This window comes from Pectobacterium polaris, from assembly GCF_002307355.1.
In the GTDB taxonomy this organism is placed as follows: domain Bacteria; phylum Pseudomonadota; class Gammaproteobacteria; order Enterobacterales; family Enterobacteriaceae; genus Pectobacterium; species Pectobacterium polare.
Map to the genome: position 1 here is coordinate 311,235 of NZ_CP017481.1, position 13,388 is coordinate 324,622.

13 protein-coding genes and 1 pseudogene are annotated in these 13,388 nt (G+C 52.2%); 11 read left to right on the top strand and 3 right to left on the bottom strand.

Annotation, left to right across the window (positions count from 1 at the left end):
• From BJJ97_RS01415 to BJJ97_RS01425, 3 genes are all read left to right on the top strand, one after another.
• On the top strand, positions 1-1,188 hold the full coding sequence (locus tag BJJ97_RS01415) for a sialidase family protein (protein ID WP_095992871.1): 1,188 nt from the start codon (positions 1-3) through the stop codon (positions 1,186-1,188).
• A gap of 186 nt (positions 1,189-1,374) precedes the next feature.
• Complete coding sequence (locus BJJ97_RS01420; RefSeq protein WP_039555260.1) at positions 1,375-1,842, top strand: YhcH/YjgK/YiaL family protein; 468 nt, start codon at positions 1,375-1,377, stop codon at positions 1,840-1,842.
• 46 nt (positions 1,843-1,888) lie between these two features.
• Complete coding sequence (locus BJJ97_RS01425; RefSeq protein ID WP_095992872.1) at positions 1,889-2,578, top strand: SDR family NAD(P)-dependent oxidoreductase; 690 nt, start codon at positions 1,889-1,891, stop codon at positions 2,576-2,578.
• 45 nt (positions 2,579-2,623) lie between these two features.
• On the opposite strand, the gene BJJ97_RS01430 is transcribed toward BJJ97_RS01425, so the two are convergent.
• On the bottom strand, positions 2,624-3,814 hold the full coding sequence (locus tag BJJ97_RS01430; protein ID WP_095992873.1) for a LacI family DNA-binding transcriptional regulator: 1,191 nt from the start codon (positions 3,812-3,814) through the stop codon (positions 2,624-2,626).
• A gap of 315 nt (positions 3,815-4,129) precedes the next feature.
• Here BJJ97_RS01430 and BJJ97_RS01435 point away from each other — a divergent pair, with 315 nt between their 5' ends.
• The 8 genes and pseudogenes from BJJ97_RS01435 to BJJ97_RS01470 all read left to right on the top strand — a co-directional run bounded on the left by BJJ97_RS01435 (position 4,130) and on the right by BJJ97_RS01470 (position 10,102).
• Entirely contained in the window at positions 4,130-4,573 is a 444-nt protein-coding gene (locus BJJ97_RS01435) for a PTS sugar transporter subunit IIA (RefSeq protein ID WP_095992874.1), read from the top strand.
• A 22-nt stretch (positions 4,574-4,595) separates the two neighbouring features.
• Positions 4,596-4,883, top strand: a complete 288-nt coding sequence (locus BJJ97_RS01440) for a PTS sugar transporter subunit IIB (protein WP_039470109.1) — start codon at positions 4,596-4,598, stop codon at positions 4,881-4,883.
• A 14-nt stretch (positions 4,884-4,897) separates the two neighbouring features.
• Entirely contained in the window at positions 4,898-6,157 is a 1,260-nt protein-coding gene (locus tag BJJ97_RS01445) for a PTS ascorbate transporter subunit IIC (protein WP_039483604.1), read from the top strand.
• Positions 6,158-6,210: 53 nt separating this feature from the next.
• On the top strand, positions 6,211-6,876 hold the full coding sequence (fsa, locus tag BJJ97_RS01450) for a fructose-6-phosphate aldolase (RefSeq protein ID WP_095992875.1): 666 nt from the start codon (positions 6,211-6,213) through the stop codon (positions 6,874-6,876).
• Between the two features lie 383 nt (positions 6,877-7,259).
• Positions 7,260-8,018: a transporter substrate-binding domain-containing protein gene (locus tag BJJ97_RS01455; RefSeq protein ID WP_095992876.1), complete on the top strand. Its 759-nt coding sequence runs from the start codon at positions 7,260-7,262 to the stop codon at positions 8,016-8,018.
• Positions 8,019-8,024: 6 nt separating this feature from the next.
• Positions 8,025-8,704: pseudogene (locus tag BJJ97_RS01460) on the top strand (amino acid ABC transporter permease).
• Positions 8,701-9,426: an amino acid ABC transporter ATP-binding protein gene (locus BJJ97_RS01465; RefSeq protein WP_095992877.1), complete on the top strand. Its 726-nt coding sequence runs from the start codon at positions 8,701-8,703 to the stop codon at positions 9,424-9,426. Before BJJ97_RS01460 ends, BJJ97_RS01465 begins: the two are co-directional and overlap by 4 nt.
• A gap of 1 nt (position 9,427) precedes the next feature.
• A complete protein-coding gene (locus tag BJJ97_RS01470) occupies positions 9,428-10,102 on the top strand; it encodes an amino acid ABC transporter permease (protein WP_095992878.1) in 675 nt (224 codons plus the stop codon).
• Between the two features lie 85 nt (positions 10,103-10,187).
• On the opposite strand, the gene yacL is transcribed toward BJJ97_RS01470, so the two are convergent.
• Entirely contained in the window at positions 10,188-10,547 is a 360-nt protein-coding gene (gene yacL, locus BJJ97_RS01475; RefSeq protein WP_095992879.1) for a protein YacL, read from the bottom strand.
• Between the two features lie 205 nt (positions 10,548-10,752).
• Positions 10,753-13,350: a bifunctional aconitate hydratase 2/2-methylisocitrate dehydratase gene (gene acnB / locus BJJ97_RS01480; protein WP_095701965.1), complete on the bottom strand. Its 2,598-nt coding sequence runs from the start codon at positions 13,348-13,350 to the stop codon at positions 10,753-10,755.
• Positions 13,351-13,388 lie beyond the last annotated feature (38 nt).

Here is a 13,388-nt window from a genome sequence, read left to right on the forward strand (position 1 = left end):
ATGAGTAGCGAAATCATTACTGTGGAACGTAGCGGAAAAGTTCATCACGCAGAAGGCGATGCCGCGCGTCTGGATGCCTACATTCCATCGGAATGCCCGCAGAATCATGCGGCCAACCTGCTCCATCTGCCGAACGGCGATGTGCTGTGTGTCTGGTTTGGCGGTACCCAAGAAGGGATTGCAGATATCTCTATCTACATGTCTCGCCTGGTGAAAGGCAGCGATAACTGGAGTCAAGCCGTTAAGCTGTCTGAAGATGCTACGCGTTCTGAGCAGAACCCAGTTCTGTTCCTCGCACCGGACAACGTGCTCTGGCTGCTGTACACCGCGCAGAAATCCGGTAATCAGGACACTGCGATTGTGCGCTACCGCCAGTCTACGGATTTGGGTGTGACCTGGGGCGAGATCGGCACGTTGCTCGATCAGCCGGGCACCTTCATCCGCCAGCCCATCACTGTGCTGAAAAACGGCGACTGGCTGCTGCCGGTGTTCTACTGCCGCGTTCAGCCGGGTGAGAAATGGGTCGGCAACGATGATGACAGCGCCGTAAAAATTTCCAGCGATCAGGGGAAAACCTGGCAGGAATACCCGGTGCCAAACAGCACGGGCTGCGTGCATATGAACATCACCCCGTTGCACGACGGCACGCTGCTGGCGCTGTACCGCAGTCGCTGGGCTGATTTCATCTACCAAAGCCGTTCAACGGATGGCGGTAAAACCTGGTCGGATCCCGTGCCGACCGATTTGCCGAACAATAACTCGTCCATTCAGGTGACGACGCTGGAGAATGGCCATCTGGCGCTGGTGTTCAACCATATGAGCGCCGCCGATGCCACCGAACGCCGTCTGTCGCTGTACGATGAAATCGAGGATGAAGAAGACAAAGCCAGCGATGCCAAAATACCGGAAGTACAAGCTGGTGGCCGTAGCGCCTTCTGGGGTGCTCCACGCGCCCCGATGACGCTCGCCATTTCGGAAGACGGCGGTAAAAGCTGGCCGTGGCAGCGTAATATCGAAGTGGGTGACGGTTACTGCATGACCAATAACTCCACGGAGAAGCTGAACCGCGAGTTCTCTTACCCCAGCGTCAAACAAGCGCAAGACGGTAAGCTGCACGTAGCGTTCACCTACTTCCGTCAGGCGATCAAGCACGTCGTGGTGAGTGAAGAGTGGGTCAAAGCGAACTAAACCGCGCTGCTTTTTCTCTTTGTCAGCGGGGGTTCTCCCCCGCAATACCCTAAATAATTCGAGTTTCAGGAAGGCGGCAAGTGAGGGAATCCCGATGAGCTTACTCAAGTAAGTGATTCGGGTGACTGAATGAAGCCAACGCACATGCAACTTGAAGTATGACGGGTATATCTTCAGGATACTATTATGATTGCAGGAAACCTCAACGCCCTCAAACTCGCTACGCTGCCCGATGCACTGTGGGCGATTCTGTCCGCACCGGGCATGTCGCTGGCTGAACTGAATGCGCTGCCCGAAGGCCGTTACCAGCCGGAAGGTGCCGACTGGTTCTACAACATCGGCACCGTGAACACCGCACCGCGTGCCACGAGACATACCGAATTTCACAGCAACTACCTCGATATTCAACTGATTCTGGAAGGTGAGGAGATTATCGGTTACGGTCTGAATGATGTGCATGGTCAGCCCGCGACTGAACGTAAGCCGGACCTCTACATTCTGGATAATCCTCAGGTGCCGCATCAGATCCACCTTCGGGCAGGCGACTTCGTCACGTTCTATCCGGGTGAAGCCCATCAGGCGCTGTGTGCGATTAACGACAGCCCTGCTCCGGTCAAAAAAGCCGTGTTTAAAATCCCCGTCACGTTATTGTAATTAAGAATGGTTGCATCAAAGCCGTTAAGTTTGATTAAGGAGACACATGTCAACGACAGCCCCTAAACACGCCCTGATTACCGGTAGCAGCTCAGGGATCGGTGCCGCCATCACACAAAAATTACTGGCGGAAGGCTGGCGGGTAACCGGCCTGTCACGCAAGCCGGGTGACTATTCACATCCACACTTTACCCACCGCGCGGTGGATATCATGGATACGCCCGCGCTGACGGCTATTCTGGACGAGATTACGCAGGTTGATGCCGTGATCCATGCCGCTGGCATCATGAAAGCGGCCCCGCTCGGTCAGCTTTCGCTGGAAGACGGTGAAACGCTGTGGCGATTGCATATCAACGCGGCGCAGGTGCTTGCCGACCGTCTGGTCGATAAGCTGCCGCAGGGTGGCCGGATTGTACTGCTGGGCAGCCGCACGTCGAGCGGTTCAGCAGGACGCAGCCAGTACGTCACCACCAAATCCGCAATGATCGGCATGGCAAGAAGCTGGGCAGCGGAACTGGCTCCGCGCGGCATTACGGTAAACATCGTCGCGCCGGGCGCAACGGAAACGCCGATGCTGACGATGCCGGGCCGCCAGAGTTCTCCGCCGAAGCTGCCACCGATTGGGCGCTTCATCCAGCCACAGGAAGTGGCAGATTTGGTGGGTTATCTGCTCTCCCCATCTGCCGCAGCCATTACCGGGCAGCAGTTGGTGATGTGCGGTGGCGCATCGCTGTAAGCCATCACGATTTCCTAGCCAAACTGGCCCCACAGGCCGGTTTGGCTAGCTGCTGGCGCGCGGCTCAAAGATGAATTTCACCTTTTCCTGTACGGGGGGATGCTCGTCGTTGTCCATCATGGCGAGCACCAAACGCCCAACCTCCGCCCCCAGCTTTTCATAGTCCAGTCGCATCGCGGTCAGCGCTGGGAACGTGTGCTCACATTGTTCAGAACCATCCAGACAGGCAATCGCTAGATCGTAAGGGACTTTCATCAGGCGGCGCTGGCATTCAAAGAGCGCGCCCAGCGCTATTTCCTCATGACTACAGATAATCGCATCCAGCTCCGGCTGGTTTTGTAGCAGTTCCGTCATGGCATAGCGGCCAAATTGCAGACTCGGTGCCTCCGGGATAGTAATTTTCAAATCCGCATTGTGATAATGCGCCAGCATGGCTTTATTCCAACCGTTCAACTGCTGTTTTTGCAAACGGTTATCCGTATGAGCGCCGATATAAGCCACGTGGCGATACCCCTTTTCCAGCAGCGACATCGTCAGTTGCTCCGCCGCTTCGGCAAGGGCGATATCAATATTGATGTTCGCACTCAGCACATCAGCACCGGAAACGTTCACCGTAATGACGTTACTGGCCTGAATAATATCTCGGGTTCGCTGTGAGAGTTGCGCGCTGAATAACACCAACGCCGCTGGCCGCTGTTGCAGGAGTTTTTCGACCATGCCCGCTTCGGTATGCTGGCGATATTCATGGCAGCCCATGATTAACGGAACGTTATGTTTACCGACTGCCTGTTGCAGCGCCTGCACAAAACGCACGCTGGCGCGATCTTGCTGAAAAGGATAAAGCACTGCGATAGCAGGCTGATAGGCTGATGCCAGCGCGCCTGCGGCCTGATTCGGTACATAGCCCAGCGTTTTTATCGCATCATTGATTTTCTTCTGTGTCGCATCAGAAACCAACCCTGGCTCCCGCAACGCACGGGACACCGTCATCGCGCCGACACCGGCATGGCTCGCAATGTCCTGTAGCGTCACGCGACTCGTACTCTCGGTGAGCTGGCTGGCCTCTTGATTGGGTTCATAGCCTAATGCTCTGGCGGCCAGTTCCACTTTGCTGCGTAACTTTTCAGAGACCAGATCGGGTTTGCGCATCACGCGCGATACCGTCATCGTCCCTACGCCCGCGTAGTCGGCGACATCCTGTAGCGTAACCTTACCGGTACTGCGACGCTTACGCATGCTCACTTCCTCTCCATTCGTCATTTTTCTCATCGCACGGTCGCGATAACAGCCTGTTACGTCATTGCCTTCAGGCTAGCGTGAAGGGGTAGGCAACGTGAGAACACCCGATTTCCCGACTCATTCACGCCGTGTTATCGCCGTTCATAGTGTGCCTGTGACAACACGGGGGAACAAATAATGGCCCCGCTTGTGCTAAGCAGGTCACAGTTAATGATAGTCATATCAGTTAGCGCTATCTTTTTAGATGTTAATCACATTATTTTCGAGGCCGGCACACTATCCTGCGTTCAGAATGATACAGAGGTGACTCTAATGCTTAACACTTTACTAACACCAGACGTTGTTCAGATTTTACCTGCCTGTGATGACTGGCGTCACGCTATCGCCTTGTCCTGTAAGCCTTTACTGGATAACGGTTCGATTGAACCCACTTATGTTGAGGCGATCTACCGCTCTCATGAGGCCATCGGTCCTTACTATGTCGTCGGCCCGGGAATTGCCATGCCGCATGCGCGCCCGGAAGACGGCGTAAACCAACTCGCCGTCAGCCTGACGCTGATTCGCGACGGCGTGGTTTTCCATTCCGAAGACAACGATCCTGTGCATTTACTGATTGTTCTGGCCGCCACAGACAGCAACAGCCATATCGATATTATTTCACAGCTCGCGCAGTTGTTCGACACGCCTGATGACGTCGCCGCGTTAATTAACGCGACGGAAGTCGAACAGGTGCTTTCCGTTATTTCTCGTTATTAATTGCCACCAGAGGACACAGATTATGAAAATTACAGTCGTATGCGGTAACGGCCTGGGTACCAGCCTGATGATGGAAATGAGCATTAAAAACATCGTTAAAGAACTCGGCGTGGTTGCTGACGTGGATCACGTAGATTTAGGCTCGGCGAAAGGCACGGACAGCGACATCTTTGTCGGTACAAAGGATATTGCCGATCAGCTCGTCGCGCAGGCAGTCGGGGGGAAAATTGTGTCCCTGAGCAACATGATCGATAAAGTGGCGATGAAAGAGCGCCTGTCGGTCGCCCTGACAGAACTTGGCGCATTATAAGCGAGGGATCAAAAATGGAATTCTTCCGTTTTTTAATGAGTGATGTGCTGTCTGAACCGTCCATATTGGTCGGTTTGATTGCGCTTATCGGCCTGATTGCACAGAAAAAACCGGTTACGGAATGCATCAAGGGCACGGTGAAAACCGTCATGGGTTTCCTGATCCTCGGGGCGGGCGCGAGCCTGATCGTGTCCTCGCTGGGAGATTTCGCCCAGATTTTCCACCATGCATTTGGTATCGCCGGTGTGGTGCCGAACAATGAAGCCATTGTCGCGGTAGCACAGAAGAACTTCGGCACCGAGATGGCGATGATCATGTTCTTCGCGATGGTCATCAATATCGCGATTGCCCGCTTTACGCCGTGGAAATACATTTTCCTGACCGGCCACCACACGCTGTTTATGTCGATGATGGTTGCCGTGATTCTGGCGACCGCAGGCATGAAAGGCGTGCTGCTGATTACCGTTGGGTCGCTGGTCGTTGGGGTATCAATGGTGCTGTTCCCTGCCATTATTCACCCGTATATGAAGAAAGTCACAGGCTCGGATGACGTCGCCTTTGGTCACTTCTCGGCGATATCACAGCTGCTGTCAGCGTTTATCGGCAGCAAGTTTGGTAATAAAGAGAAATCAACGGAGGACATGGAAGTACCAAAGAGCCTGCTGTTCCTGCGTGATACGCCGGTTGCCATCGCCTTTACCATGTTTTTCATCTTCATTTTCACCTGCCTGTTTGCCGGCCCTGAAGCGGTGAAAACGATGAACGCCGGTGGGAAAAACTGGTTCATGTTTTCGCTGATCCAATCCATTACCTTTGCCGCTGGCGTATACATCGTGCTGCAAGGCGTGCGGATGGTGATTGCGGAAATCGTGCCTGCGTTTAAAGGCATTTCTGACAAACTGGTTCCCAACGCTAAACCAGCATTAGATTGCCCCGTGGTCTTCCCGTATGCCCCGAATGCCGTTCTGGTCGGCTTCCTGAGCAGCTTTGCGGCTGGGGTGATCGGTATGGTCCTGCTCTACCTGATGGGATTAACGGTGATCATTCCCGGCGTGGTGCCGCACTTCTTCGTCGGCGCAGCGGCTGGCGTTTTCGGTAACGCCACCGGCGGACGTCGCGGTGCAATTTTAGGTTCTTTTGCCAACGGACTGCTGATTACCTTCCTGCCTGTTTTCCTGCTGCCAGTGCTGGGCAGTATCGGACTGGCGAACACCACGTTCAGCGATTCTGATTTCGGCGCAGTGGGGATTCTACTGGGCATTATCGTGCGCTAAGCCCGCATGATGAATGTCATCCGACAGACCAGTTTTAGTTAACGGGGGAAATGATGGAATTCTATTTAGATACGGCGGATGTCGCCGCAGTAGAACGACTCGCTGGCGTGTTGCCGATTAAAGGCGTGACCACCAATCCGAGCATTGTCGCACGCGGAAAATCCGATATTTATAGCGTGCTGCGGGACATGCAGGCCCTTATCGGCACGGAAGGACAGCTGTTCGCTCAGGTGATGTCGCGCGATCCTGACGTGATGGTGGGAGAGGCATTGAAGCTCAGAGATGTGATTCCTTCTCTGGTCGTCAAAGTGCCGGTGACGCATGCGGGTTTGAGTGCCATCAGGCAATTGACGGCGCTGGATATTCCCACCCTCGGCACCGCCGTATACGGTGCAGGGCAAGGGTTTTATGCCGCGCTGGCTGGCGCTCGCTATATCGCGCCTTACGTCAACCGCATTGATGCGCAGGGTGGCGATGGGATTGCGATCGTGAAAGAGCTGCAAACCCTGATTAACCTGCACAGCCCGCAGACTCAGGTACTGGCAGCCAGTTTTCGCACGCCGCGTCAGGTGCTGGACTGCCTGCTGGCGGGGTGTCGGGCGATTACCGTCGACCCTGCCGTTGCTGAACTGTTCCTGCAAGATCCTGCGGTTGAAGATGCGCTTAACCGGTTCGATCATGACTGGCAAGCACGCTTTGGTCATGCCGATCTTGGTTGATTGATGGACAACACCACTCGCTCGCCGGGTGGTGTTACCTCATGCGAACACGCGGTATCTCACCGTAGCCGTAGCTCTGTTCTCCCATAAGATAATTGATTGGACAAAATTTGCACATTAAGAAAGAGGTGATTATATTTATCATTCAGTAGTTTTTTCAGTGATAATAACGATAACCAATAGTTACAATATAAAACTACTTGTCTTGTAAGTTTAAATTAAGGTTTAAATGGCGCATTGCTGAGGCTCTGTATTCTGGCAGAAATACGGCTCTTGTTTGAAATGTGGCTTTTACCCTTTGCCGATAGCGATAGTGGCAATACTTTTCTCCTATGGTTGATTCAAAATACGTATGTATCTTTTATTACATTCAGGAGTCCAGCATGTTACTCAAAACGTTTTTATTAGGCACAATTTTAGGAATAACCTCATTTACGGCTTTCGCCGCCAATCCTGTCGATGGAAAGACACTTAACGTTGCGGTTTCTCCAGCGTCACCCCCGATGCTATTTAAATCCGCTGACGGTAAATTAGAAGGGATCGATCTTGAACTCTTCTCTTCTTATTGTAAGGAGAGAAACTGCAAACTGAAAATAACAGAATACTCATGGGATGGCATGCTGGGTTCCGTGGCAAGTGGTCAGGCTGATGTCGCATTTTCAGGGATATCCATCACGGATAAACGTAAGAAAGTCATGGATTTTTCCGCGCCCTATTATGTGAATTCATTTAATCTGGTGAGCTTAAATAATCGTGATATAGACCTGAGCGATCTACATAATTTAAAAAAATACACCGTAGGGTTTCCCAGAGGTATGGCTTACGCCGATTTGATAAAAACCGATCTGGAACCCAAAGGATATTACTCGCTGAGCACAGTAAAACTTTACCCCTCTTATAATGAAACCATTGCCGACTTGAAAAATGGCAACTTAGATCTCGCCTTCATAGAAGACCCGGTTTACTTTAACTACAAGAACAAGCAAAAAGCCCCGATTGAAAGCCGCTATGTTTTCAAAGGCGTTGACCACCTTGGGTTTGCCTTTAAGAAAGATTCACCGGTGCGCGATGACTTTAATACCTGGCTGAATGAACAGGGTGAAGCAAAAATATCGGGTATCGTAGATAAGTGGATGAAATAAAAAACGATGTCATCACAAGACATGATAAACATCTATTATTTCTTGTTTGAAGGTGTCAAGTACACGCTCATCGTCACATTTACGTGTTTTTCATCAGCCTTGGTTATTGGATTAACCGTCGCCGTGTTACGGCGACTGGTTTTTCCCCCAGTGAAGAACATACTGGATATTCTGGTCTTCATTTTTCGTGGTATTCCCGTTTTAATCGCTGTCTTCCTCGTTTATTTCGGCCTTCCTGCAATAGGCCTGAGCATTCCCCCCTGCTTGCCATGAACATTAGCATTGGCTTAATCAGCGGGAGTTATCTTGCGGAAGTGTTCCGTGGTGCGCTTCAATTGGTTGATCCGTCAGAGATTACCGCCGCCAAGACCGCAGGTTTAGGGAAATTACAAATTATAAGATACATCGAGCTACCGCAAATGCTCCGCTTTTCTGTTCCTGGGGTAGCCAACGAATTCTCATCGGTATTAAAAGCCACACCTTTTGCCTACACCGTGGGTATACCAGAAATCACCAAGCAGGCCATGTCCCTGACCGCAGTCACGATGAACGGTCTGGTCATTTATACGCTGGCGGCAATCCTTTATTTTCTCATTTACAAATTATCTATTATTGCCGTAAGGCGGCTTGAAATGAGATTTCAGGTAACGGGCGATGGCTTGAAAAATCAGGGTGGCAATAGATGACGTTAATAGAATTACGCGAGGTCAGTAAGACGCTCGGTAGCAAAAAGGTGCTGGATAATCTTAATTTACAGATTGAGCATGGCGAAATAAAAATCGTCATGGGCCCATCAGGCTGTGGCAAAACGACGCTGCTGCGCTGTCTGGCTCAGCTTGAAAGCCCAGATACGGGTAATATATTTTTTCATGGTCAGAACGTTACCGATAAAAAATTTAATATTCTCGATTTCAGGAAAAAAATTGGATTCGTTTTTCAGAACTACGCGCTATATCGCCATCTGAACGTTATGGACAATATTACTCTGGCGCTGCGTAAAGTCTTTAACGTCTCCGAACGTGATGCCAGAACTAAAGCCTTATATGAACTGGAAAGGCTGGGGATGGAGGAGCACGGTATGAAATACCCTTCACAGCTCTCTGGCGGCCAGCAACAGCGCGTTGCTCTCATCCGTGCTCTGGTTACCGATCCTGAAATCATTGTATTTGATGAGCCAACATCCGCCCTCGATCCACTCATGACCCGTGAAGTGGGTTCGCTCATAAAGCAACTTCACCGGCGGAAAGTCACCATATTATGTGTCACCCACGATATACGTCTGGCTAAACAGCTTTGTGACAGAGTGACCTTCCTAAATTATGGCAGGATCCGGGCCGAAGGATCTTTCGCAGAGCTGTCAGCCCTCAATGGCGAACCGGACATTCATTATTTTTTTGGAGAAAAGTAATATGCTTGCCGGATGGATGAGTTTTTATCACGAGCTGATAGATCAGCTTCCTCTGGTGCTTGATGGAATCAGCGAGACAGTAAAGCTGGCGACAGTGGTTTCTCTCACGGGCTTTTTCTGGGGCATTGTTATTTTTTTTCTGAGTATCAGCAACCGACCTGCCGTTAAAAAGCTAACAGAAATGTATATGGACTTCTTTATCGGCACGCCATTAATTCTTATTTTATTTGTCATGTATTACGGCTTGCCACAAACCGGTATTAACTTATCGCCTTTCGCTGTCGCGGTAACGGGATTTACCCTGAATATCGGGGCTTATAACGCCGCCTATATGACAACCACTTACAATTCCCTGAACAAGTACGAGGCGGAAGCGGCCGTCGTACAAGGGTTTAGTCAATGGCAAATATTTCGCTTAATGATATTGCCTCAGGTATTAATCACCTCAGTGCCCGCACTGACTAATCAGGTCATTAATAATATCAAAGACAGCACCATTGCTTTCCTCATCCAGTACACTGAATTTTTTTCCCGCATTCAGGAAGTCGCGGCAACTAACTTTGAGTTTTTCAGTGCCTACCTGTTCGCCGCGCTGGTTTACTTAGTGCTGATTTCTTTTATTGTGCTGCTGTCCAGAATCATTGAACGAAAGCTGCTTGTCCTCACTCAGGCCTAGCCTGACAGTGAGCGATGATTGATGCAGATAACGGTCAAAGGTTCCCCGCGTACTGACTCCAGCACGCTTTTCCTTCACCGTTCTGTCAATGCAGGACGAATTCGCGGTACTTTTCCACCAGCGTCAGAAAATCATCCAGACCGCATAAAGACAGGCTCTCTTCGTCGTAATAACTCATGCCCTCTTCCAGCTCATCCGTGGTGAAAGACAGCTGATTTGCCTGCACCATCACTTCTTCTTCATCCAGCGACAGCGTGTATTCATGCCCCACGCGCCGCCACTGCCGCTCGCTGCCTGCGACGGAACGCGCGCCATCTTCGACGTCATTCAATATCGTCAGTTGGCCTTTCACTTCTTCATTGAACCAGTGCCCGATCGCTTCATGTCCCATCGACATACGAACGATGACCTGGCCCGTCACATCCCGCAAAAATTCATAGTCCATGATGCCATCCTCACTGTTATGTTTCTTTTGTTCAGTTTAGTCGCCTCTGCCCCCTATCGTCGTGATACACCTTCACCTTTCATGCTGCAAAGGCACGATGCCAACCGCCAATGCACAGGCAACGTGAGGTATGACGCGTATAAAACGGGCAGAAAAAAAGGAGGCACAAGGCCTCCTTCGATGTAGAGATGCGAACTATAGCGAGTTAGACCGCCGTCTGGAAGATCACGCTATCCGCTTTCTCGGTATATTGACCTAACTGGTCAAAATTCAGATAGCGATAGGTGTCCTGCGCGGTTTTATCCACCTGCGACATGTAGGTCTGGTACTCTTCTGACGTCGGCAAGCGACCCAGCAATGAGGCAACCGCAGCCAGTTCGGCAGAGGCCAGATACACATTAGCGCCGGTTCCCAAACGGTTCGGGAAGTTACGCGTCGAGGTAGAAACGACCGTCGCACCATCCGCTACGCGCGCCTGATTACCCATACACAGCGAGCAGCCTGGGATCTCGATACGCGCTCCGCTCTTACCAAACACGCTGTAGTAGCCTTCTTCGGTCAGCTGTGCCGCATCCATCTTGGTCGGCGGCGCAACCCACAGGCGGGTCGGCAGCTGGCCTTTGTGGCTATCCAGCAGTTTACCTGCCGCACGGAAGTGACCGATGTTGGTCATACAGGAACCGATGAAGACTTCATCAATCTTCTCGCCCTGCACGTCAGACAACCAGCGCGCATCGTCTGGATCGTTCGGCGCACACAGGATCGGCTCTTTGATGTCGGCCAGATCGATGTCGATCACCGCCGCGTACTCGGCATCGGCATCCGCTTCCAGCAGTTGTGGATCGGCCAGCCATTTTTCCATGCCCTGAATACGACGCTCCAGCGTACGACGATCGCCGTAGCCTTCGGAGATCATCCACTTCAACAGCACGATGTTGGAGCTCAGATACTCGATGATTGGCGCTTTATCCAGCTTGATCGTACAGCCAGCCGCAGAACGTTCCGCCGAGGCGTCGGTCAGTTCAAACGCCTGCTCGACTTTCAGATCTGGCAGACCTTCGATTTCCAGAATACGACCAGAGAAGATGTTCTTCTTGCCTTTCTTCTCAACGGTCAACAGGCCTTGCTTGATGGCGTACAGCGGAATGGCGTGAACCAGATCGCGCAGGGTAATGCCCGGCTGCATTTTGCCTTTGAAGCGCACCAGAACGGATTCCGGCATATCCAGCGGCATCACGCCCGTCGCGGCAGCAAATGCCACCAGACCGGAGCCCGCAGGGAAAGAGATACCGATTGGGAAACGGGTGTGAGAGTCACCACCTGTACCGACGGTATCCGGCAGCAGCATACGGTTCAGCCAGGAGTGGATAACACCATCGCCCGGACGCAGCGATACGCCGCCACGGTTCATGATGAAATCAGGCAGTGTGTGGTGCGTGGTCACGTCAACCGGCTTCGGATAGGCCGCGGTGTGACAGAACGACTGCATCACCAAATCAGCAGAGAAGCCCAGACAGGCCAGATCTTTCAGCTCGTCACGGGTCATCGGCCCGGTGGTGTCCTGTGAACCTACAGACGTCATCTTCGGTTCGCAGTATTCGTCAGGGCGAATACCCGCGACGCCACAGGCACGTCCTACCATTTTCTGCGCCAGCGAGAAGCCTTTTTTGCTGGCTTCAACCGCTTTGGAAATACGGAAGATATCGCTGTGCGGCAAGCCCAGTGATTCGCGCGCTTTGGACGTCAGTCCACGGCCGATAATCAGCGGAATACGGCCACCAGCGCGAACTTCATCCAGCAAGACGTCGGTCTTCAGTGCAAACGTCGCCAGCACTTCATTGGTGTCATGACGACGGACTTCACCTTCATACGGGTAGATATCAATCACATCGCCCATATTCAGATCGTTCACATCGACTTCGATCGGCAGCGCACCAGCATCTTCCATCGTGTTGAAGAAGATCGGGGCGATCTTGCCGCCCAGCACCACACCACCGCCGCGTTTGTTCGGGACGTGAGGGATATCATCCCCCATGAACCACAGCACGGAGTTGGTTGCCGATTTACGCGATGAACCGGTACCGACAACGTCACCGACGTAAGCCAGCGGGAAGCCTTTCTTGTTCAGTTCTTCGATCTGTTTGATCGGGCCCACGGCGCCAGGTTGATCGGGATCGATGCCTTCACGGGCGTTTTTCAGCATCGCCAGCGCGTGCAGCGGGATGTCAGGGCGTGACCAGGCATCAGGTGCCGGAGACAGGTCATCCGTGTTGGTTTCACCAGTGACTTTAAAGACGGTAACGGTAATTTTTTCCGCCAGTTTCGGGCGGGACAGGAACCACTCGGCATCAGCCCAGGATTGAATTACTTTCTTGGCGTGCGCATTGCCTGCTTTCGCCTTTTCTTCTACATCGTAGAAGTTATCAAACATCAGCAGCGTGTGGGACAGCGCTTCGGCGGCAATCGGTGCCAGCTTGTCGTTGTCTAACGCATCAATCAGCGGATGAATGTTGTAGCCCCCTTGCATGGTACCCAGCAGCTCAATCGCTTTTTCCTGAGTGACCAGTGGGGAAGTGGCTTCGCCTTTGGCGACGGCAGCCAGAAAACCGGCCTTCACGTAGGCGGCTTCATCAACGCCGGGGGGGACACGGTTAATCAGCAGGTCAAGCAATACTTCTTCTTCGCCCGCCGGGGGATTCTTGAGTGACTCAACCAGCGCGGCCATCTGCGTGGCATCTAACGGTTTAGGAACAATCCCCTGCGCAGCCCGGTCGGCTACGTGCTTACGATATTCTTCTAGCACGACGTTCTCCTCGCTCTCATTGTCTTCATTATGCCCGG